Origin of the sequence: Roseibacillus persicicus (assembly GCF_014651675.1) — a bacterium.
GTDB classification, from domain to species: Bacteria; Verrucomicrobiota; Verrucomicrobiia; order Verrucomicrobiales; family Akkermansiaceae; genus Roseibacillus; species Roseibacillus persicicus.
Genome location: NZ_BMXI01000010.1, coordinates 150,683 through 172,880, shown reverse-complemented (window position 1 = coordinate 172,880; position 22,198 = coordinate 150,683). Strand labels below are relative to the sequence as shown.

The 22,198-nt window shown below is 56.2% G+C and carries 22 protein-coding genes; all 22 read right to left on the bottom strand.

What is annotated here, in order from left to right; translation table 11 throughout:
- Position 1 precedes the first annotated feature (1 nt).
- The 22 genes from IE099_RS12830 to IE099_RS12730 all read right to left on the bottom strand — a co-directional run bounded on the left by IE099_RS12830 (position 2) and on the right by IE099_RS12730 (position 22,145).
- Positions 2-820: an urease accessory protein UreD gene (locus IE099_RS12830; RefSeq protein WP_189570447.1), complete on the bottom strand. Its 819-nt coding sequence runs from the start codon at positions 818-820 to the stop codon at positions 2-4.
- Complete coding sequence (gene ureG / locus IE099_RS12825; protein ID WP_189570446.1) at positions 810-1,427, bottom strand: urease accessory protein UreG; 618 nt, start codon at positions 1,425-1,427, stop codon at positions 810-812. Before ureG ends, IE099_RS12830 begins: the two co-directional genes overlap by 11 nt.
- A complete protein-coding gene (locus tag IE099_RS12820) occupies positions 1,424-2,110 on the bottom strand; it encodes an urease accessory protein UreF (RefSeq protein WP_189570444.1) in 687 nt (228 codons plus the stop codon). The genes ureG and IE099_RS12820 overlap by 4 nt, the downstream gene beginning before the upstream one ends.
- Before the next feature lie 11 nt (positions 2,111-2,121).
- Complete coding sequence (locus tag IE099_RS12815; protein WP_189570442.1) at positions 2,122-2,550, bottom strand: urease accessory protein UreE; 429 nt, start codon at positions 2,548-2,550, stop codon at positions 2,122-2,124.
- Between the two features lie 3 nt (positions 2,551-2,553).
- Positions 2,554-4,326, bottom strand: a complete 1,773-nt coding sequence (gene ureC / locus IE099_RS12810) for an urease subunit alpha (RefSeq protein WP_189570440.1) — start codon at positions 4,324-4,326, stop codon at positions 2,554-2,556.
- 58 nt (positions 4,327-4,384) lie between these two features.
- Positions 4,385-6,121, bottom strand: coding sequence for an allophanate hydrolase (atzF, locus tag IE099_RS12805; RefSeq protein ID WP_189570438.1), 1,737 nt, complete (start codon positions 6,119-6,121; stop codon positions 4,385-4,387).
- Complete coding sequence (gene uca / locus IE099_RS12800) at positions 6,121-9,678, bottom strand: urea carboxylase (RefSeq protein ID WP_189570436.1); 3,558 nt, start codon at positions 9,676-9,678, stop codon at positions 6,121-6,123. The genes atzF and uca overlap by 1 nt, the downstream gene beginning before the upstream one ends.
- Positions 9,671-10,318 carry an urea amidolyase associated protein UAAP2 gene (locus IE099_RS12795; RefSeq protein WP_189570434.1) on the bottom strand — a complete coding sequence of 216 codons (648 nt, stop codon included), beginning with the start codon at positions 10,316-10,318 and terminating at the stop codon, positions 9,671-9,673. The genes uca and IE099_RS12795 overlap by 8 nt, the downstream gene beginning before the upstream one ends.
- Position 10,319: 1 nt before the next feature.
- Positions 10,320-11,042, bottom strand: coding sequence for an urea amidolyase associated protein UAAP1 (locus IE099_RS12790; RefSeq protein WP_189570432.1), 723 nt, complete (start codon positions 11,040-11,042; stop codon positions 10,320-10,322).
- Positions 11,043-11,046: 4 nt separating this feature from the next.
- Entirely contained in the window at positions 11,047-11,508 is a 462-nt protein-coding gene (nikR, locus tag IE099_RS12785) for a nickel-responsive transcriptional regulator NikR (protein ID WP_189570430.1), read from the bottom strand.
- A 63-nt stretch (positions 11,509-11,571) separates the two neighbouring features.
- Positions 11,572-12,381, bottom strand: coding sequence for a sugar phosphate isomerase/epimerase (locus tag IE099_RS12780; protein ID WP_189570428.1), 810 nt, complete (start codon positions 12,379-12,381; stop codon positions 11,572-11,574).
- The gene (locus IE099_RS12775; protein ID WP_189570425.1) at positions 12,378-13,355 is read right to left on the bottom strand and encodes a D-2-hydroxyacid dehydrogenase; all 978 of its coding nucleotides are present in this window, start codon (positions 13,353-13,355) and stop codon (positions 12,378-12,380) included. The genes IE099_RS12780 and IE099_RS12775 overlap by 4 nt, the downstream gene beginning before the upstream one ends.
- A complete protein-coding gene (locus IE099_RS12770; protein WP_189570423.1) occupies positions 13,355-14,221 on the bottom strand; it encodes a sugar ABC transporter substrate-binding protein in 867 nt (288 codons plus the stop codon). Before IE099_RS12770 ends, IE099_RS12775 begins: the two co-directional genes overlap by 1 nt.
- Complete coding sequence (locus tag IE099_RS12765; protein WP_189570421.1) at positions 14,221-14,880, bottom strand: formylglycine-generating enzyme family protein; 660 nt, start codon at positions 14,878-14,880, stop codon at positions 14,221-14,223. The genes IE099_RS12770 and IE099_RS12765 overlap by 1 nt, the downstream gene beginning before the upstream one ends.
- Entirely contained in the window at positions 14,881-15,639 is a 759-nt protein-coding gene (locus IE099_RS12760; RefSeq protein WP_189570419.1) for an SDR family NAD(P)-dependent oxidoreductase, read from the bottom strand.
- Between the two features lie 9 nt (positions 15,640-15,648).
- Positions 15,649-16,983 carry an aromatic ring-hydroxylating oxygenase subunit alpha gene (locus IE099_RS12755; protein ID WP_189570417.1) on the bottom strand — a complete coding sequence of 445 codons (1,335 nt, stop codon included), beginning with the start codon at positions 16,981-16,983 and terminating at the stop codon, positions 15,649-15,651.
- Between the two features lie 57 nt (positions 16,984-17,040).
- On the bottom strand, positions 17,041-17,295 hold the full coding sequence (locus IE099_RS20825) for a carboxymuconolactone decarboxylase family protein (protein WP_229809508.1): 255 nt from the start codon (positions 17,293-17,295) through the stop codon (positions 17,041-17,043).
- Between the two features lie 36 nt (positions 17,296-17,331).
- Positions 17,332-17,583, bottom strand: a complete 252-nt coding sequence (locus tag IE099_RS20820) for a hypothetical protein (protein ID WP_229809507.1) — start codon at positions 17,581-17,583, stop codon at positions 17,332-17,334.
- A 16-nt stretch (positions 17,584-17,599) separates the two neighbouring features.
- The gene (gene glnT / locus IE099_RS12745) at positions 17,600-18,961 is read right to left on the bottom strand and encodes a type III glutamate--ammonia ligase (protein ID WP_189570414.1); all 1,362 of its coding nucleotides are present in this window, start codon (positions 18,959-18,961) and stop codon (positions 17,600-17,602) included.
- Positions 18,962-18,983: 22 nt separating this feature from the next.
- Entirely contained in the window at positions 18,984-19,790 is an 807-nt protein-coding gene (locus tag IE099_RS12740) for a creatininase family protein (RefSeq protein ID WP_189570412.1), read from the bottom strand.
- A 4-nt stretch (positions 19,791-19,794) separates the two neighbouring features.
- On the bottom strand, positions 19,795-20,691 hold the full coding sequence (locus IE099_RS12735) for an ABC transporter ATP-binding protein (protein WP_189570410.1): 897 nt from the start codon (positions 20,689-20,691) through the stop codon (positions 19,795-19,797).
- Positions 20,688-22,145 (bottom strand): ABC transporter permease, encoded by a 1,458-nt coding sequence (locus IE099_RS12730; protein WP_189570408.1) that lies wholly within the window; start codon positions 22,143-22,145, stop codon positions 20,688-20,690. Before IE099_RS12730 ends, IE099_RS12735 begins: the two co-directional genes overlap by 4 nt.
- Between the last annotated feature and the right edge of the window lie 53 nt (positions 22,146-22,198).

Genomic DNA, 22,198 nt, shown 5'->3' with positions numbered 1-22,198 from the left:
TTCAAGTTAACAACCGTTCCTCCCTCGAAAGCAATGGAAAAAGCAAGGCAAGCTCTTCACGCAAAGCTTCGCTGGACGTCTTCAGCAGCAAGCTCCGTGCCGCCAACAAGCGTATCACCATCACCTGGTCATCCAGTTCACTCACCCCGATTTTCAGGCCCTCATTTTGTAGGCTTTCGATGCGAGCAATTTCTTCCGCTCCCAAAGGGCAATTGACCAGCCACCAAGCACCATAGAAGCAATGCTTCCAACCGGAAACTTCGAAAGGCCACGCTCCTCGAGAAGGCTCGAGTTCCATCCGCTCTTGCACCACCAGACGACCACCCACCCGGAGCTCGAAGCGAGTGCCGAAAAACCGGAAGTCCAGCCCCTCGCCATGCGCGACGCGACCCGGGGCCAGCAGGTCGCCGAAGACCAACCGTCCACCCTCCGCCACCTCGATGCGCGTGTTCAACTCCACCTCGCTACCCTGCTGCGGGATGACCCACTCGGGCCGAAAGTCCAACCACGCCCCTTCGCCCACGACAAAGTCCTGCTCGATGCGTGCGGAGGCATTTCTCATCGCGTGAAAGCGGTTCGCGCTCGGGCAACTCAGCGTCGCCCGCGCGTTCTTTTCGACCTCGATCCGCATCTGCAATTCATCCCCTCCGAAAATCCCCGCCGTGGGATTTACCAAATGCAGGGCGAGGGTCCGCCCATTCCAATACGGCTTGCTCACATGGCACAATCCCCCTGCCCGCCGTTCGGCCAAGATGGTGACGTCACGCGACTCGTCGTGACGAAAGCGCAAGTCCATCGCGCTCTGGATACTACCCGACATCAGTAAAGAGAACCTCGCGATCGAACCAGTTGAAGAGCGCTTCCTTCCCCTCGCCCGCTTTCAGATCGGAAAAAATAAAGGGCCGTTCGCCTCGCTTGGATAGACAGTCTGCCTTCATCTGCTCGACATTGGCCCCCACATAGGGTGCGAGCGTCACCTTGTTGACCAGGAGCAAATCGGAACCTGCGATGGCCGGCCCACCCTTGCGCGGAATGTCATCGCCCTCGGTGACATCAATCACGTAGATGAAGATGTCCACCAACTCGGGCGAAAAGGTCGCGGTCAGGTTGTCCCCTCCGCTTTCAATCAAAATCAACTCCAATCCCTTAAGTCGCTTTTCCAGCTCTTCCACCGCATCGAGGTTCATGGAAATATCATCGCGAATGGCAGTGTGCGGACAGCCCCCGGTCTCCACTCCGACGATTCGTTCCTCGGGCAAGGCACCCTCCCGAATCAACATGCGCGCATCCTCTCGAGTGTAGATATCATTGGTGATCACCGCCATGTTCTTGCTTTCGCCATAGCGACGGCAAAGCTCCAGACAAAGGGTCGATTTCCCCGAACCTACCGGTCCTCCGATGCCCACTCTCACTGCTTTCTTTTTCATGATAAAAAGAGTCGCGCCTCCGCCCGTTCATGGCGACTGGCCGCGATATCCCACAAGGGATTAAAAGTTCCCAAATCCTCCTTCCGCACCGGCCTCGAATCCTGTTCGCGGCTTTCTAACAAAAGCATCATCTCATGGAGCAATTCCTGCACCGCCATGGGCCCCACCGGCAGGAGCTTGAGCGCCGATTGCAACAGGGCGGAATAGGTTTGGTAGGCCAGAATGCGAACCCCACCCTCACAGGGAACTCCGCGTGCCGAAAAAACCACCCCCGCAACCACCGGTGCTTGATAGCTTGTAAAGCAATCCGGTTCTTCCTCATCCTTGCCCCACGTTCTTTGAAAAAGCCGCCACTGCTGGCGCCCCACTTTGCCTGCTGCCTCCCGCAATTGCCGCGTCGGACGCAGCGCCCACGCCAGCTCATCAATAGCTCGCACTTCGCTCCAGTCTTCGCACTCTGCCGCAGCGTAGGTCAGCTCCATGAGAGGAAGATCGACCTTCTGCAGGGAGGCCCACACGTCGCGGCGCAGGAACAGGCGAAACTCCTCCAAGGTTCTCACCGCCCCATCTTGAACCAGCCCTTCCAACCCGTAGGAATGCGCGTAGCCCCCGACCGGTGCAGCGGTATCGGCAAAGGGCAGCACGAGACCGAGCCAACTGGTATCTGGTTTGGTGGTGCTCATCTTGCGCTCATTCAGTGGGTGTGCTCCGAGTGCGGGCGACAGTTCAAGAGATCGGTGCGGACCTGATAGGCGATTCCGATTCGGTCCAGCGAATCTGTTAGGGTAGGAAAGAGCTCCAATAAAATTTCGGTCGAGCGCACCTCGATGGGAAGATGCCGATTTCCCAGATACCATCCAATCTTGGCCGCCATGGAAGGGTCCTGCGGCATGGCGATGGCCACCACTTCCTCCTCCATCTGCTCAATGCGAAAAGCCCGCCCGCCTCCCAGCAGAATATTGCCATTGGCGGCGGCCTTCTCCAACGCAACCGCCACTACCGTGCCATCCTTCGCCGTCCCCCGCCAACGCCGCGTCCACAGTACAATGCGAGCGACAGGGAGCGCGACCGCGTCCGCCACTTCTTCCTCCGCAATTTGGTCTAACAGAATAGCTTTCGACATCTTTTAGAAGAGGAAGTAACGGCGTCCGAGAGGGACTTCTTCCAAGGGTTCACAAGTCAAAATCTCTCCATCCGCCATCACGGTATAGCTCTCCGGATCGATCTCGATGCGGGGGCAACTCGCGTTGAAGAGCATGTCCTCTTTCTTCACTGAACGCGTCTCTTTAACCGCGACCAGCTTCTTGCCGACGGAAAGCTCGCTCTCCAATCCTGCGTCCAAAGAAGCTTGGCTCACGAAGGTTACGCAAGTGCGAAACTTCGCCTTTCCTTGCGCGCCAAACATCGGTCGATAGAAAGTCGGCTGCGGGGTGGGAATGGAGGCATTGGGGTCACCCATATTGGCCATCGCGATCATTCCGCCCTTGAGAATCAACTCCGGTTTAACCCCAAAGAAGGCCGGCTTCCAAAGCACGATGTCCGCCAGCTTCCCGACCATCAAAGAGCCCACTTCCCCTGCCATTCCGTGGGTCAGAGCCGGGTTGATGGTGTATTTGGCAACATAACGCAGTGCCCGAAAGTTGTCTGCCGCCGGATGCTCTCCGCTTTCGTCGCTCAGGGCTCCAAACTGCACCTTCATCTTGTGCGCCGTCTGCCACGTGCGCGAGACCACCTCCCCCACCCGGCCCATGGCCTGACTGTCGGAGGCAATCATGGAGATGGCTCCCCGGTCGTGAAGAATGTCCTCCGCCGCGATAGTCTGGGGACGGATGCGGGACTCAGCGAAAGCGACGTCCTCGGGAATCTTGGAGTCGAGGTGATGGCAAACCATCAACATGTCGAGGTGCTCGTCGAGCGTGTTGACCGTGAACGGTCGGGTCGGATTGGTCGAAGACGGCAGCACGTTGGAGAAGGAGCACACCTTCATGATATCGGGAGCATGGCCCCCACCCGCGCCCTCGGAGTGATAGGTGTGAATCGTCCGGTCTCCGATCGCGGCAATAGTATCTTCCACAAAGCCCGACTCATTGAGCGTATCGGTGTGAATCGCCACCTGCACATCGAGTTCGTCGGCTACCGAGAGACAGACATCAATCGCGGCCGGGGTCGTCCCCCAGTCCTCGTGCAGCTTCAATCCAATCGCTCCGGCCAAAATCTGTTCGCGCAAAGGCTCCGGCGTCGCACAATTGCCTTTACCTAAAAATCCCAAGTTCATGGGATACTCATCCGCGGCCTCGATCATGCGGTGGATATTCCACTTGCCCGGGGTGCAGGTGGTGGCGTTCGTTCCCGTTGCGGGACCGGTTCCGCCGCCCAACATCGTGGTCACCCCGCTGGCGAGAGCTTCGTCGATTTGTTGGGGACAGATAAAGTGAATGTGGGCATCGATTCCACCCGCTGTCACCAAGGCCCCTTCCCCCGCAATAGCCTCGGTGCCCGCCCCAATGATCATGGAATCGAATTCTCCCGTCGCGGGGTCCGCAATCAAGGAACCGATTCCGTCCTGAATCCCCGGATTTCCCGCGTGCCCGATCCCCACGATGCGACCGCCCCGCACCCCGATGTCCGCCTTGATAATCCCCAACTCAGCATCGATGATGGTGGCATTGGTGATGACCAGATCGAGCGACTCGGCATCCAGCGCGGTCGACGATTGCCCCATGCCATCGCGAATCACTTTCCCGCCACCGAACTTGACCTCATTGCCATAGCCAGCGGCCTCCGCAATGAAGTCCCGCTCAACCTCGATAAACAACTCGGTGTCACCCAATCGCACCTGGTCACCCACAGTGGGTCCGTAGTGCTCGGCGTAGGTCTGTCTCGATATTCTCAGTGGCATAACGTTTTCCTAAGCAGCTTCTAATCCATCGGGCCTTTGGAATAAATCCCGCAATTGACTATTTCGAGGCCACCCATCCGCGCCAACCTCCGAATTCGGTCAAGTCTCGCGCTTCTATGCTAGCGCGTGCTTCCGCAATGAAGCCCGGAACTTCACTCCCGTCTTCCAACTTCACCTTCCCCATACCCAAGGGTGCCGGAATCCCCGCAACGAATTCTCCAAAGGCATTCTTGGTCAAAGACCAGACCTCCAAGTCAATAGCCGCACCCTCCCCTTCCGCCACTCGCACCAAGGCCGGACGCTCAGGCAAACCATCCCCTGCAGGAATCAGATACATCCGGTAACAGTCCGCTGTCTTACCCGCGAACTCGAAGCGCCCTCCGCGCTCGGTCAGCTGCCAGTTCAGCGGCATACCTTCCAAGTGAGCCCCGCAAACCGCAACCGCCACCTCATCCCAGTCATCCCCGAAATAGGGCGCTTCATCTCTCCCGATATGTTCTTCGTAGAGCGCACCCAACTCCAACAAACCCCGGTCAAGCCCCGCCTGAGCAAAGAGCGTAATTCCCCACGGCAAGCGCCCCTGATATCGTCCTGCAGGCAAGGCCAAAGCCGAGTAATCCAGCAAGTTCATGAAGTTCGTATAGGTTCCCAATTGCGAATTGCGCAGCACCGGTTCGGCTTCCACTTCCTCCAAAGTAAAGTTCCGCGGAGTCGTCGGAAGCACCACAAAATCCAAACCGTCCATCGCCTGATCGGCGCGACGCTTGCAGTCGGCCAAACGGTAACTGGCTTTGAAGAAATCAGACGCCAAGGGCTTCTCGCCCCCTGCGATGATTCCACGCGTGACTGGCCAAACCGAGTCTGGCTTGTCTTTCAAGAATTCCTCGATGGCGACGAATCTCTCCGTGACCCACGGCCCCTCATAGAGCAACTTGGCAGCCTCCACAAACGGCTCCAAATCGATCTCGACCGCAGTCCCTCCCATTTCCTCGAGCTCCGCCACCGCATTGGTGAAAAGATCCGCAGCCTCGTCCCATCCAAAAAATTCCAATTGGGAAAGGGCTGGAACTCCGAATTGAAACTGCCGCCCGATGCGAGGCCACTCCGCAGGCACCTCCCGGCTCCAGGCCTCCTCCGAATCTAATTTCGCCGCCACTCGCAAAACCTCGTCCGCATCCCCACAGCTATTGGCAAATATGGAAACGCAGTCGAGAGACTTGCAGGCATCTACGACTCCTCTAGTAGAAAGAAAACCCCGCGTAGGTTTCAGCCCTACCAGTTCGTTGAATGCCGCGGGGACCCTTCCAGACCCGGCGGTATCAGTGCCCAGAGAAAACGCCGCCATTCCGAGCGCCACCCCTACTGCCGAACCACAACTGGAGCCCCCGGGCAAGTAACCCTCGTCGAAAGGGTTCTTTGGAACTCCATAGGGTGTGCGCACCCCCACCAATCCTGTGGCGAACTGATCGAGATTCGTCTTTCCCAAACAAATGGCCCCCGCCTTTCGCAAAAGCGCAACCACTGCTGAATCTTCTTCGGCAACGTAGGCATAGTCCGGGCACGCAGCCGTGGTCTCCCATCCCGCCACATCGATATTATCTTTCACCAAGAAAGGAATCCCCCACAAGGGACACTCCTCAGGAGGACCCAGGGCCGCAATCTGCTCGTCCACTTCCGCCCAAGTCGCCTTACGGATGAAAACAGCCTCGGCCTCAATTTCCCAAACCGGGCGCAAGACTTCGCTTGCTGACTGCCCTTCTTGATACGCTTCGCGGTAATCCCTTATCGTCTTCATCAACTTGCCTCCACTCTCACAATCATCAGCCCGTCGCCAGCTTTCACTTGACCACCCGCTGTCACTAAAACCTGTTCCACCTTTCCAGCCCCCACCGAGGGAACCGCCATCTCCATCTTCATCGCTTCGAGAATGACCACCGTCTCCTCAGCGGAAACCGTATCACCCTCTTCAGCCTCGATCTTCCAGACGCTGCCTGCCATGGGAGCTTCCACCAACACGCAGCCTTCTGGCACAACCACTTCCGCACTGGCCTCGATGACCTCTTCGGCATCTACCACATTCAACCCCGCCGCCTCCCAACGCTCGCGCTCTTCTTGGAAGGCCGCTCGCTGATGGGTCCTGAAGTCCGCAATGGAATCCGCTTCTCTTTCTAGAAAGTCAATATACTCACCGAGGTTGAAACGACCTTCCTCGACCTTCGGCACGAACTGACCAGTCAAAACCTGTTCTCGCAAGGTCATCAGCTCATCAGCCGAAACTTCATACCACTTGATCCGGTCAAAGAAGCGCAGCATCCAGGGCTTTCCTTCCACAAAAACCGGTGTGGACTGATAGCGATTCCAGATCGGCACCGTTCGCCCCACAAACTGATATCCTCCCGGACCTTCCATCCCATAAATGCACAAATAGGCTCCACCAATTCCAACCGCGTTCTCAGGAGTCCACGTCCGTGCCGGATTGTATTTGGTCGTGACCAAACGATGCCGTGGGTCCAAAGGAGTCGCCACCGGAGCCCCCAGATAGACATCGCCCAATCCCATCACCAGATAATCGGCGTCGTAGACAATTTCCTTCACCTCATCAATGGAGTCGAGGCCATTGATTCGCCGGATGAACTCGATGTTGCTCGGACACCAGGGAGCATCGGGACGAACCCCGGAGGCATAGCGCTCAATCGCCAACTGGGTGCTTGGATCATCCCAGGAAAGCGGCAAGTGAACCACCCGCGAGCTCACCTCGGCCTCGGCCAGCGGCGGCGATTCCTGCAACCCTTTGAACAAAAGGGCCACCACTTCACCCTCCGAGGTTGCGCCTGGATTGTAGTGAACCTGCAGGGAGCGAATCCCGGGCGTGAGATCGACAAAGCCGGAGCGCGGCTCCTTCTTCAACCATTCATAAAGAAGGTGAACCCGAAAGCGCAGCCGCAAGTCGAGTTCCATCTCCCCAATCTCTAACAAGACATATTCATCGGCGGTTCGCCTCACCACAACCGGCACGGCGTCCACTTCGGTAGTCGCGATGACCGGGTTCTCACACTCGATCGAATCGGGTGCCACCACAGCTTGACCAATTGGTTCGCCGCGCAGCCGGTCGGCCTCCGCCATGGAGACAGGCAAGAAACGAATGGTATCGCCCGGGCGCAGCTGCCCCATCTTCCAGACATCAGCTTCGATGATGGTTGCAGGGCAGACAAATCCACCCAGGCTCGGTCCATCCGGCCCCAAGATGACCGGCATGTCTCCAGTGAAATCGACCGCCCCGATGCCATAGGCATTGTCATGAATATTCGAAGGATGCAATCCGGCTTCCCCGCCATCGGGACGGGCCCACTTGGGCTTCGGCCCAATCAAGCGGACCCCGGTGCGCGCTGAGTTGAAATGCACTTCCCAATCCGTAGCGAAGAAAGTTTCAATATCCTCCTCCGTGAAGAAGTCCGGCGCACCATGGGGACCATATAGCACCGCGATCTCCCAATGATTCGGGTAGACCAAAGGCTCAACTTTCTCAGCCTGACCCGATCCTTCCTCAAAGATATCCAACACATCGCCAGCCACCAACGCCCGACCACTGTGCCCGCCGAATTGCCCGAGGGTGAAGGTGGCACGGCTCCCCAAATACTCTGGCACATCAATCCCGCCGGCAATCGCGAGATAACTTCGACAACCCGCATCCTTTGAAGCTCCAATATCCAGTGTCTGACCGGCCTCCACCTTGAAGGTTTTCCAGAATTCTACCGGTTCGCCATCCAAGGTCGCCTGCATCTCCGCCCCAGTGAGAGCCACCGTCGCCCCGCAACCAAATCGCAAACTTGGTCCTGCCATCGTGATCTCCAAACCGGCAGTTCCCTCTGCGTTCCCCACCAAGCGGTTAGCCAAGCGAAAGGCAACAGAATCCATGGGCCCCGAGGGCGGCACTCCCACATCCCAGTAGCCCAAGCGTCCAGGCCAGTCCTGCACGGTTGTCATGGTTCCTCCTCGCAAGACCTCGAAGGTCCTTGGGGCATAGGTCAGCGTTGGCAACCAGCGGGTTGTTACCCCTCCCTCACGGAAGGCTGAACTTTCCAGAATCTCACCCACCAGGGCCAAATTGGTGCGCACTCCTCCGATGCGAGTTTCAGAGATCGCCTGCGCCAAAATCGCTACCGCTTCATCCCGGTCTTTCCCATAACTCTGGACCTTCGCCAGCAGTGGATCATAGAAAGCACTCACCTCTGTTCCGGCGGAAATCCAAGTATCACAGCGTACCCCATGCGGAAAGATTGCCTCGGTGATCATCCCCGAACTCGGCCGATAGTCTTTGCCAGGATCCTCGGCATAGATTCGCGCCTCAATCGCCGCCCCCTTGCAAGGAACGGTTTCCACATTTGCGATAGGACTGTCTCCCGCTCCGAGCAGCACCATCCATTCCACGATATCAACCCCCGTCACCAGCTCGGTCACGCCGTGCTCGACCTGAAGACGGCAGTTCATTTCCAAGAAATAAAACTCCTGCCGCTTGGTATCATAGATGAACTCCACAGTTCCCGCAGAACGGTAGTTCACTCCACTCCCCAGGCTCACTGCCGCCGCTGTCACTTCAGCCCGCTGCTCAGAACTAATCCCGGGCGCCGGGGTCTCCTCGATCACTTTTTGATTCCGTCTCTGCGCCGAACAATCCCGGTCACCTAAACTCACCACCTTGCCTGCTCCATCGCCAAAAATCTGAATCTCAATATGCCGGGCATCAACCACATAGCGCTCGAGAAAGACCCCGGCTTCGCCAAAGTTGCTTTCCGCCAACCTGACCACGGTTGCGAAAGCGGCCTCCAACTCACCCCGATTCGCGCAGACCTGCATTCCGATCCCCCCTCCACCGGCAGTACTTTTCAGCATTACGGGATAGCCCAGTTCCTCCGCCGCTTCCACCGCAGCACCTACCGAAACCAGCAAATCTGTCCCCGGACAAAGAGGCACTCCGGTCCGTTCCGCCAACTCACGCGCGGCATGCTTCTTTCCGAATTGCTCCATCTGCTGGCCAGTAGGCCCCAGCCAGACACAGCCAGCAGCCTCCACCTGATCGGCAAAAGCCGAATTCTCACTCAGAAGACCATAACCGGGATGAACAGCCTCAGCGCCGCTCTCAGCAATGACCGCCAACAGACGTTCAACATTGAGATAACTCTCCGACACCGGACTGGGGCCCAAGAGATAGGCCTCATCCGCCTCCAAAACATGTGGCGCGCTGCGGTCAGCCTCGGAATAAACAGCCACCACCTGAATCCCCATCTTTCGGAGGGTACGGCTAATGCGGAGCGCAATTTCACCGCGATTGGAAATGAGAACCTTCTTAAACATCGTCGCCTCCCTCCCAAATCACGACCTCTATCGGCGTCGGATTCCACCCGTTACAAGGATTGTTGAGCTGAGGGCAATTGGAAATCAGAATGATCACATCCATCAGCGCCTTCAACTCCACATAGCGACCCGGCGCTGAAATCCCATCCTCGAATCGTAGCCCTCCCTCAGGAGTCACTGGCACGTTCATGAAAAAATTAATATTGCAGGTCACATCCCGCTTGTCTCCGCCCATCTCCTGCACGCCCCGGATGAAGCTATCGCGACAAGCATGCATCGGCTCCTTTTCCAATGAATAGCGCATCGTATTGCTCTCCCGTGAACAGGCTCCTCCCACGGTATCATGCCGACCACAGGTATCTGCTATGATCTCTAACATCTCGCTTCCTAGATTCGAGTAGAGCGTCGAACCAGCCGTCAGATAAAGAGCTCCCTGCCGCTGGATAGTATCCGCCGCGCTGTAGCGTTCAGCTGAATCCAAGGCCGAATAAAAGAGAGTATCGGCGGCCTGATTGCCTTCGGAATCAATGATTCGAATCACCTGACCTGCTTTCACCACTTCCCACCAATAGTCTCCCGCTCCAATAACCTCGCGCATCACCGCTTGATCTGGATTCAAATTGCTTGCGACCTGTTTCATCTTAGAATCGTAGGGTGTTGTAGTTCACGGTGTTCTCCATCGCGCGTCCGTTCTCCGGATGAGAGTTCAGGCAAGGATCGTCTTCACCCACCGGTTCGGCAGGAAAGACCTCCATCAAAACTGGTTTGGGTGCATAGTTTGGATCAGGGTCCAAGGGATGCTGACAAGTGTTCAGCACCACTAGAGTATCGAGCTCGAAACGAATCTCGACCACGGCACCTGCCGATGAAGCTCCTGGCACAAAGGAAAGCCCCCCCTCCTCATTCGAGACGACTTTGCTGAACCAATTGATATTCGGAACCAAGTCGCGTTCGCTCAGTCCCCACTTGGACAACTCAATCAGGAAGCACTCGAAGCCACTTCGGTAAAAATCGTTTTTTCCCTCTTGATAGCTCAACTCGCCATACTTCTCCCGCACCACTCCCTCGTTGGTCACTCCGCAGACGGTATCATGCCAGCCCATGGTATCCCGCACCACCGAGCCCAGCAACCTTCCCATATCGGAATGCAGACAGACTCCTTCAGTCAGGTAAAAGACCTGCTGCCCCTTCAAGGTATCCGGCATGTTGTAGCGTTCGGTTCGCTCCAGCGCGTTGTAGAGTAACATCCCGACATTGGCCCCTCCTTCCAGATCCGTCAGGCGCAAGACTTTGCCTCGACCGATAACCTTGGACCACATCCCCGCGCCAGTCAGCTTTTCTTGATAAATGATATTTGAGTCCATGGCATTATACGGTGAGATCATCCACCTCTGCCGGATATTGCACCGGCGGCATCAGCGACGAGGTCAGGGTCATCGACCCACTGGTCACCCCTTTGCACGTAATCAACTCATTGGCAATTTTTCGCAACTTGTTGGCCTTCCCCTGCACAATCACCACCTCCATGGTATGCTCTTTCTCGAGTAAGATGTGCAGAGACCCAATCACCTCCGCGATGTGGTCGTATTGAATATCGGCCAAGCGTCGCTTCAGATCACCGTTGGTATGGCCGTAGACCAATACAATGGTCCCCGTCATGATCTGCCGCCCCTGCGAAGCCGAGTAACGATCCAGCTCGCGCGAGATCAGTTCCCCTACCGCCTGCGAACGACTATCGAAGCCTCTTTCATCTACCAGCATATCAAATCTCTCCAGCAACCCTGCCGGTAACGATAAGCTAATTCGGTCTACTTGTTCCCGCTCTGCCATGGTGATTACGCTAGTTGACGCGTAATACGAAATCCAGCATTAATCATACCAACCTGATTCCGGCTAGCGAAAGACCGCCCGGAGACAGTCTCCCATCCAGCTATTGATCTCCCCCAGCGGAGCAAAGACCTCTCCGGACTCTGGACTCGATTGCTGATAGCCATCGGGTCCGAACTCAGGGGTCATCGTGAACTCATCTCGCTCATGCAGTTTCAAGAAATCCCACAAGCTTTTCCACCAACGCAGATGCGCCTCCAATTCCTCGCGATACTTTTCCAATCTGGGAGCCGGAACCTGTGGCCCCTGGTCGTAGCCCACTCGAGCGTGCACATGCCGACAGCGGGAAGCTAAGAGCCGTAATAGTTCTGGCTCCTCATCCATCACCAACCGCTCCGTCACACAACACCAATGACTAAAATCACAAGTCAGCATCAACTCGGGCAGCTCAGCCAACAGGTCTCGCGTGACCCAAGGATGAAAGGTTATCCGGCTGCGATGAGTCTCCAACGACAGCGGCAACTGATACTCCTTCTCCATCTCGAGAAACATCTCTCCAAAAGCCACCTTGTCCGCAAAAGACCACCAGTCGCACCCCGCCAGCACATTCGCAAAACGGGGTTTCCCTCTCAAACTCGCTTCGATTCCTCGGCGCAAGTCATCCCCATGTTCTCTGATTCCCTTTCGAATCTTTGGCGCATAATCATCCCCAGTCACGATTTCGGCAATATAATCGCTCTCGCAAAAGATATCCTCCCACCCCTCTCGCATCCGTCCTTCCAAACCATCAAAGCCTCTACCACGAGCTGCCAACAAAGCCTCCTCCGCACTCCCCTCCCATCCCCACAGAGTTTGAAAAGTTCGAAGTTTCATCATCCTTCCTCCTTCTCAAAGTCGAGCACCTCGTTCTTCGGCTCTCCCTTCAAATAGCTTTCAAGGTTGTCCAACACCGCATCTAACAGCCTCCCAATCGACGCCGTGGTCGCCCAAGCCACATGAGGCGTCACGATACAGTTAGATGCGTTCAAAAGCGGATTATCAGGACTCGGCGGCTCGGAACTCAAAACGTCGACGGCCGCAGACCGAAGATGACCCGACCTCAACGCCTCCGCCAATGCCGCTTCATCCACCAACTTGCCACGACCCGCATTAATAAGCCGACTCCCCTTCTTCATCAACGCGAGCCGCTCCTCATTCATCAGTTGATGCGTCTCGGAGGTCAGGGGACAATGCAAGGTCACCACATCGCTCATGCCCAACAACTCATTTAGCGGTCTCGCCACATAGCCCTCTCGAAACTCCTCTCCCGACCGAGACCGAACAATGACCTCCATCCCAAAGGCATCCCCCAACTTCGCCACCTTCCGACCAATGCGCCCAAAGCCCACAATTCCTAGGCTCATTCCCTCCAACTCTTCCAACGGCTTATCCCAATAGGAAAAATCATCCGCCTCACACCATCGCCCTTGCCGAACTCCCGTCGATAACGAACCGACATGATTCGTCATCGCCAGCAAAAGCGCGAAAACATGCTGTGCCGTCGCGGCGGTGCAATAAGTCGGCACACTGGCAACGGTAATCCCGCCCTCACGGGCAGCCGCGACATCAATCATATCGTAACCCGTTCCTAACACCCCAATATACTTTAAATCCGGAAGCTGATCGAGCAGCGCCGCATCAAAGGGACATTTGGTCGTCAACGCAATCTCCACCCCATGAAGTCGATCCAGCATCTCCTCCGACGAAGTACGGTCGTAAATCACAGCCTCCCCCATCCTTGCCAGCCAAGCCTGCTGGCTCTCGGTGAGGTAAACCGTGCCCAAATCAAGAATAACAACTGATTTTTTCATCAAGAAATAACATTCAAAGAAATATCGAATGGAGCCCGCACCTCCCACGAAATGGCCATTTCCAGATTCGAGGAATCATAAACCTGACCCGCCGGAGCCATCACAAGCGCCCCCCCGCCATCTAACAGACCAGCGCCTAACGCTCCAATCTCAGGCAAATGATAATCAAGAGTCGCAGTCGACAGACCCTGCCGAATACACTCAATCGCCGCCGGACTGCCATTGCGCGAAACAATGGGAAAGCTCCCCGCGAGACTCTTCTCCTTCAGATAAGCCACCACATCATGAAGGGTCTCATCATTGAAAACAATCAAACCATCAAAAGGATAAAGGTCCCCCATCAACCGCTCAACAACCGCACCCGAAACCCCCTTCACATCCTCCAAATTGCGATACTGGCTTGCAAAAGGATCATTCAATACCTCCAAGCCCGCTCGTCGCGCACCATCAAGACATCCCAGCACAAGCTCCTCGTCATCGAGAATCTCCGGCCCACCCAAAATCGCTACGCGAGCCCTCTTCTCAAGCCTCCTCGCCAATTGAGTCGCAAGCTCCACGCCCTGATAGAAATTCGGCACCAACACCGAAGCCGTCACCTCGTAGGCCGGCAGATGAAAGGTCATCACTCGAATCCCCTCCGCCAGCGCTTCCTTCACCTCCTCCTCAGCCTCCAACGGATCGGTCACAAAGAGATAAATCGCATCCACCCCCTCCCCAATACTCGCCCGCACGGATTCCCCCATCGTCCCAGTCCGTAACCGCAGCTCTCCCCCTCGCTCAGAAACCCCTCTCGCCAAGCCTCGAGCCAAAGCATCCATCCCAGGATGCAACCCGGGTGGCAGAAACGGAACAAAATCAACCTTCATCACTTTCGAAAATCGACTGCCACTCGAAAACCCAGATTATCCTGACGAGCCTCCGCTAGCATCCCATCACGCCAACTCGCCCTCAGCAATCGCGGCAAGTGGTCCCAAGCCCCTCCCCGAACCACCTTCCGGGTTCCTGACCCCACCCAAGCACTCCCATCCTTGGGAGCGCCTTCATAACTCGGCCGCCAACAGTCCTCCACCCACTCCAAAACATTCCCAAACAAATCTCCATACCCAAACTCATTCAGAGAATACCTCCCCACCTCGCTCAGCGCCCCCTCTCCCACCTTCTCCCCATCTTCACTATAGAGAAAATTAGCCTCCTCCGCAGTGGGAGTCCTTGCCACCGTCTGCCCAGCCCGCGCAGCCCACTCCCATTCCGCCTCCGTTGCCAAACGCCCCCGCCCGCCTGCCTGCTCACCCACCCACTGCGCAAATTCCTTGGCCTCTTCCCAACAAATCCCCACTGCAGGAATCCTTTTTCCATTTCCTAACAACTCTCCCTCTGTGACCGGAAACCGACCCAGCGAAGTCCCTGCCGAAATCGTCACCCGATGACGAGGCCGCTCCACGTCGGTGACGAACTTATCATCTTGCTCCCCACCCATCCAAAACTCGCCCGCAGGCAATGGCACCAATTCCGAAATCTCTCTCATCTACAACGGAAAGTCCCCCAACTTGAGTTCATATCGCTCCCATCCAGCCGAGATTCCTCCATCCACCGGCACAATCGCCCCCGTAATATAAGACGCCGCCTCCGAAGCCAAAAACAACACCACCCGAGCCACTTCCTCCGGCTCCCCCAACCTCCCCAACGGCGTGCGACCTTCCACAAAGGGAATCTCCGGGTTATCCGGAATCCCCTCCACCGCCGGCGTGCGAATCGTCCCCGGCGCCACCGCATTCACCCGAATCCCCTTCCCTGCCAACTCAAGCGCCGCGCACTTCGTCAGATGAGCTACTCCCGCCTTCGACACCGCATAGGCCATCCCATCCGGCACTCCCAGAGTTCCCACAAAGGAAGCCAAATTCACCACGCTTCCCCCCGCCGTCATCCGGGCCGCAGCCTGCTTCACCCCCCACAAAGCTCCCGACACATTCACCTCCAGCGTCTTGTTCATCAACTCTGGCGTGGTCTCCGCAATACTGACTCCCAGCGGCTGAATCCCCGCATTATTCACCACCACATCCAAACGACCTTCTTCCGCAAAGACCTCCTCAAAGAAAGCCGTCACCTGCGTTTCATCCGAAACATCACAAACCCGCGACTCCCATCCTTTGCCATCCGCCAACTCCAAATCCGCACACCAAACCTTCGCTCCCGCTTCTTGAAAAACCTCACAAATCGCCGCCCCAATCCCCGAAGCGCCCCCCGTCACCACCACCACCTTACCCTCGAAGTTCGCCGCGTTCATATCCCCTTTTCACTTCTGGCTCTGCGCCGGCTCCCTATCTTGAGTGGGCCACGTTCCCCGCGAACGCGCGGCCAGATAGCGTTGAATCAACCACACCGGCATCTCCAAGTGACTCAAGCGACCGGGCTTCGTCACTCGCGAATAATGCCCCCGCTGCACCGCCGTGCAGACCTCCATATCTTCCAAATGAAATTCCGTCGCCTCCCGCACGCCCCGCTCTAACATCTCGGCAAAACCCTCCTCCTTAACCGTCTCGCCAGGCACCAGCATGGTCGTCACCAACTTGCAGCGTCCCGCCGACTCTGGCTGCAAGCGATACCAAATCGCGCAGTCCGCGAGCACCACAAACATAAAGGTCGGGAACCCAAGATGAAGACCCCACTCATGCCGCTCCTCATCACTCAGCCCTTCAATCTTAGGAAAAGCATCCCATTGACCACCTTTCGCCTCCTGTTCCGCAATCTCCTTGCGCACCTTTTCCTTCATCGGCAAATGGCATCGGATGTAGTGAGCCTTCTCCTCCTCCGTCCAAGTGTCCTTAGCCGGCATCATCGTCTGGAGAGACTTTGCATGCGCGCCCGCATGATGATAGCTCTCCATAAAGTTCTCAATCATCACCTTCCAATTGAAAGGACAATCCCACTCCTGCGCGTTCACCACCACCATCTCCCCGCAGTTCCACTTCGCTACCTTCTCCTGCAATCCTGCCAATTGCTCCCCGACACTGATGGGTGCCTCCCCATCCAGATTCACAAAGACAAACCCTTCCCAAACTTCACTTCGGAATTCCTTCAAGCCCACCTCATCTCGACAAAAATCCTCCGCCTCCTGCATCTCAGGACAGGCCTTCAGTCCCCCATCCAGTTCAAAAGTCCACGAATGGTAACGACAAAGAAACAGCCGCGCATGACCACAATCCGGCCCCCCTTCCTCGCGTCGATCCCCAATCCCGTGACCATCATACCCAAAACCCTCTGGCATGATGTCCATCGCCCGATGAGGACAAACCCGTGAGAGTACACGCACTTGTTCGTCCTTGCCACGCACCACAATGAGAGGCTCGCCCAAAAGATCCAAATTCAGAAAATCCCCCGCCAACGGAATCTGCGAAACGTGGCCCACGCAAAGCCACTCCTTGCGAAACACCTCTTCATTCTCCCACTGAAAGAACTCCTCTGAAGTATAGGCTGCGGAAGGCAGAGACATGGCCTGCGGAAGCGGAAGGTCCGCCGACTCCTCAATCTGAGCCAACAATTCTTCCAAATTCGACTGAGCACCCCCCACAGCAGGTCTCTTGGTCCCCATGGCACACGCCTCTCTCACCCGTTCTTCAGTCAGTCTCATTTTTATTACGATTCGAGAAATAGTTCACACTCCGAGCGAGCAACTTCCATGCCGCCTCTATTTCACCGCCTCATCCAGCGGAACACCCGCCAGCGCATTCGTGAAATTACTCATCACCTTCATCCCAACTGCAAAAACAACTTCCAAAGCCTGCTGATGACCCCAACCCGCATCCACGAAAGCACTCCACTCCTCCTCGGAAACATGACCCCGACCGTCCACCAAGGCATTCGTAAAGCAACGCAACGCCTCCAAGCGAGCGTCAGTCAAAGGCCGCCCAGCCTCCAAGGCTTGAACATCCTCCTCAGACATTCCGACGTCACGCGCCAGAAAAGTGTGCCACGGCACTCAGTAGTCACAGGCATGGCGCACATTCACCGCCTGCATCACCACCTGTTGTTCAATCGCAGAAAAAGAACTCTTCCCAAAAGACTCCCAAAGCTGACCATAACCCTCTAACAGAACCGGCGCTTCCGCCATCGTTCGCTCGAGGTTGGGAATCATCCCAAAAGCCTTTTCGGTCTTCGCCAACAAGGGCCGCGACTCCCCTGGAGCAGTCGCAAGATAATGAACCGGAAAATCGCGGCGTTCGCTTTTCATCGCAGTGCTGAGGTGACTAATAAAGCCGCGCGTATTGTTCGATCTCCCACTGGGAAACCCGCTGGTGGTATTGCAACCACTCCTCACTCTTGTAAGTAATGAACTCCTGGCGCAACTCGCTGCCCAGAGCCTGCTCAACAAAGGGGTCACCTGCAAAGGCCGCCACCGCTTCCTTCAAAGTTTGCGGAAGCTCGGAAATCCCCCGTTCTTTCAATTCTTCATGAGACAATTCATAGAGATTGTCCTCTTGCGCCTGACCCGGATCAATCTTCTCCCTGATCCCCTCCAGCCCAGCTGCCAAGGCCAAGGCCGCTGCCAGATACGGATTACAGGCCGCGTCCGCATTGCGACTTTCCACGCGCCCCCCACCCATCGGCACCCGCATGGAGTTCGTCCGATTATTTCGACCAAAACTATTGAAAACCGGAGCCCACGAGTAATAGGGCATCAGCCCCCTCCGAACAAGCCGCTTATAACTATTCACGGTAGGCGCGAAGGTTGCGCACAGGGCCGGACCGTGCTTCAGAATTCCACCCACAAAGTGATAGGCCATTTCGCTAATTCCCAACCCTCTCGGATCATCAGCCGGATCACGCTTGAACAGATTCTCGCCGCTCTCCAAGTCAAACATGGACATATTGAAGTGCGCGCCCGTTCCCGTCTTGTCCGCAAAAGGCTTGGGCATAAACGTTGCGATCAGACCCTCCTCAGCCGCGTATTGCTTGGCCATATACCGGAAGAAGATGAAGCGATCACACATCGTGAGAGCATCCGCGTATTGAAAGTCGAACTCGAACTGGGAATTGGCATCCTCGTGATCGAGACTGTAGAGGTCCCAGCCCAGATCGTTGATCGTGGTGGAAATCTTGTCGATCCACTCATACCTATCCATGAAGCGCTTCACGTCATAGCAAGCTTTGGTGAGATTGTCGTCGGAGTTCGGAATCGCTAGGGAACCATCCTCCTCTTGCTTGAGAATAAAGAGCTCGCACTCGATTCCCAAATTCATCCCCAAACCCATCTCTGCGGCGGCAGCGAGCTGCTTTTTCAAAGCCACGCGGGTATTGACCTCATACGGTTTCCCTTGAAAGGCATTGTCCGCCGGCATCCACGCCACTTCCTTTTGCCAGGGCAATTGAATGATGTGATCCAAGTCCGGCACCGAAGAAATCTCATCATCACTCGGCCCTTGCCCCAGACCATCGAGGGCATAGCCCGTGTAAAGCTCCGACCCATGGGCGAAGTGAAGGAAGTGGTCAATGGGGACAAATTTCCCCTTCTGCACACCATGAATATCCACGTAGGCGCCCACACAATATTTCACTCCCCGGGCCTTCAGGTCGGCCTGAATGGCTAGAATCTCTTCGTCCGTTTTCATAGTTTTAAAAGTATTAGTTTTGTTAGAAAGAAAAACCGGTCCCCTCCCAGGCGGACTTCGGCAAGGGAGGCTCTTCCTCAAGCGCCCTTTCCAGCAGGGAAGCCAGAGCCTCCCCCATCATCTCAAAAAGCCAGGCTCCCTGTGCAGCACTCCCCTCACTCGGATTCCCGGTAACACCATTGAGGCTGGTCTGAGAGACAGGGTAGCTAAAAACGGTCGCCGTGGTGCGGTCGGGATCGTCTTCCACCACCTCCATCCGCACCGTATCCGGCGCAAGATGTAACATGAGATCTGTCTCACCCTTATTGGCGTGGAGGTCAGCTGCGTCGCTGATAAAGTATTGCCAAATCTCGTCACTCAGGGTGAAGGAATTAACGACCACAATCTGCAATTGCCCCAGATACTTGACCCGCAGCACATCGACCGCAACTCGTAGCGAAGCATCATTCCCCATGTGCGCATTTAAAAGAACAACCCGCCGCCACCCAGTTTCTACCGCAAAGCCCACCAAATCCTTAATCGCCTCAATGAAGGTCGCGTGACTCATCGAGAACGTTCCGGTCCACTTCGTGGTATGCCCCGCCGAGACACTGTAAGCCATCACTGGAAGCACCGGCACCCCGGTCTTGCCCGAGGCGTAATCACAAACCTTCTCCGCAATCACTGAATCGGTGTTGATCGGCAAATGAGGACCATGTTGCTCGGTCGCCCCAACCGGAACCAGAAGGCAGTTGGTTTTCTTCTGCAACTCGGCAATTTCCGTCCACGAAAGCCTTTCCAGTCGGCAGGACTGAGACACAGTGGGGTCTTGATAGAGAGAATCTTTCATCACCTTAGAGCACGTCGTCGTCAGCGGCTACCAAACGCGGAATCTTGAACGAAGCCTTCCGCTCGGTCTGGGGATGAATGAGCTCTTCCAGTCTCTTCTTGGTCGCCAGAAATGAGGGGGAAAGGCACTGGTCAAGTGTGCGAGGCCGTGGCACGGGAACCTCAATCACCTCCTGCACCCGGCTTGGATTCGCCCCCAGAACCAATATCCGATCCGCCAGCAAAACGGCCTCATCCAAGTCGTGAGTGATGAACAAAATGGTCGCATCAACGGCTCGCCAGATCTGCAAAAGATGCTGCTGCATTTGCGCCCGAGTCTGAGCGTCAAGCGCGCCAAAGGGCTCGTCCATCAATAGAATACGTGGCTGATTCGCCATCGCTCGGGCAATAGCCACCCGCTGCTTCATGCCCCCCGAAAGTTCGCTTGGATAGGATTCCGCGAATTTCTCCAAGCCCACCATCTCGATCCACTGCAGAGCCTCGGATTCAGCCGCCTGCCCCTTGCGCCCTTCCATCGCAGGCCCGAACATCACATTCTGCTTCACCGTCAACCATGGAAACAAGGTATAGCCCTGAAAGACCATTCCCCTATCTTTCCCCGGCCCAGTTACCGGCTCCCCGTCACAGAGAACTTGCCCGGACGTCGGCTGGTCGAGCCCCGCCAGAATACGAATCAAGGTCGACTTGCCACATCCGGACTGGCCAATCACACACACGAACTCACGACGCCTTACTGAAAAGTTGATGTCATTGAGCGCCTGCACCGGCCCTTTGTTAGAGTCGAAGACCCTCCCCATATTGGCAACCTTGAGCACCTCCGGGCGCGCCTGAATCCGTTGAAAGCGAGCGGCGACCTCCGGTGATTGCTCGAGGTAGCTGGGTAGTTCGATCTGCTCGTTCATGGGTGAGATTCTCCTTCGGTTGAGGCTTCAACAGTCACAGGCGCAACGGGGGGATCGACATCGCGCCAAGCTTGCACCCGGCTGCCAACCCATCGGAAAAGACGGGCCAAGGGAGACTTCTTACCCTCTGTGGCCCAAGGAAAAAAGATGTCCCGCAGGTTGGCCAAAACCTGATCGGTTAGAAAACCTGTTAGACCAATCAAAAGGATAATGGGATACACGTGATCGAAGTGGAAACGGCGCCCCTGGGTATCAATGATTTCAGTCAGGCCACTCTTTGTCCCAATCAACTCCGCAACGACCAGCCAGGTCCAAGCCCAGCCCAATAGGATGCGCAGATCGTTGTAGAGACTGGGAAGGATCCCCGGCACCACCACCCGCCAGACCAACTGTCCCTTGCGGGCCCCAAGGGTCTGCGCCGCATCCAGCATAGGCTGCTCCAACAGCCGAGTGGTGTTGGCCACCATCAGAATCAATTGCGGAAAAGTGCCGAGAAACACGAGCGCAATTTTGGGTTGCTGATCCACGCCAAAGATGGCCATTAAAACCGTCCCGAAGGCCGGGGCTGGCATGTAGCGGAAAAAATCAGTGAAAGGCTCGAAGAGCCTGGCGAAGAACGAGAAAGTCCCCGCCAGAAGAGCCAACGGAATTCCGATCAAAACGCAGAGCAAGAAGCCACTAATTACCACCCGCAGGGAGGATGCATACTTCTCCCAGACATTCAGTTCACCCAGTTCTGATTCCCCGCGAAAATCCTGCCACCCCCTCACGACAACCTCGTGCGGTGCCGGAAGATAGGCTGGACGCCCCACCACTTTCTTACCCTCGGGAATCAGCCGGTAGATGGGTTCGCTTAGAAAGTTACCGGAATCATAGGTTGGCGAGACCGAACTCAAGAGCGCCCAATTGTCCTTTACGATCGCCAGGTTCTCTCTCGAAAGAGTACCCGAAGCCGGCTTCAACTCTCCCGCAGCCAACTTGCCCCACGTCTCGTAAGTGGCTGCGAAGTAGGCTTTGAAATAGGCGCTCACATTCTCCTCCGTTTTCTCGGTTGTGAACCAACCGTTCGCCCGCATGACCGGTTCGAAATTTTTGAGAACCTTTTGATTTGCCCGGCGGCCTGCCCGCGCACTGGCAACTTCGACGGTCCCAGCCTCACGTTGCTCTTTTAAGATCTTGTTATCCTGTCTGATGGAATCCTGGAAGCTCTCGAAGAAGCTCTCCTCCATCGTATCGTCGACCACATAGGTAGCCGGAAAAGCCTCTTTGTCAGATGGCTCGGAGGTCATGGTGATGCGATAATCAACATGCCAGAGAAACGGGGCATAAGCCGCAAAACACCAGATGAGAATCGGAATCACAAACGAAAGCGCCATTGGGATCGCAGCCTGATAGCCACTGAGTGGCTTGCCGACCGCAAACCATGGTTCACGAGGTTTCGTTCGTTTGCTCATCATCTATTGTGAGAAAAGAAGGGGCCGGAAGATCTCATCAAACACTCCCGACC